General features: G+C 50.5%; 1 rRNA gene. It reads right to left on the reverse strand.

Annotated elements, in window-relative coordinates:
- A 23S ribosomal RNA gene (locus GEV02_RS33915) occupies positions 1 to 287 on the reverse strand; the annotation flags it as partial.

Raw genomic sequence — 287 nt, forward strand, 5'->3', positions numbered from 1 at the left:
ACCCACAGCTCATCCCCTAATTTTTCAACATTAGTGGGTTCGGACCTCCAGTGCGTGTTACCGCACCTTCATCCTGGCCATGAGTAGATCACTTGGTTTCGGGTCTACACCCAGCGACTATCGCCCTATTCGGACTCGATTTCTCTACGGCTTCCCTATTTGGTTAACCTTGCCACTGAATGTAAGTCGCTGACCCATTATACAAAAGGTACGCAGTCACGGAACAAGTCCGCTCCTACTGTTTGTATGCACACGGTTTCAGGATCTATTTCACTCCCCTCCCGGGG

The organism is Rugamonas aquatica (assembly GCF_009380215.1).
Lineage (GTDB): Bacteria > Pseudomonadota > Gammaproteobacteria > Burkholderiales > Burkholderiaceae_D > Rugamonas > Rugamonas aquatica_B.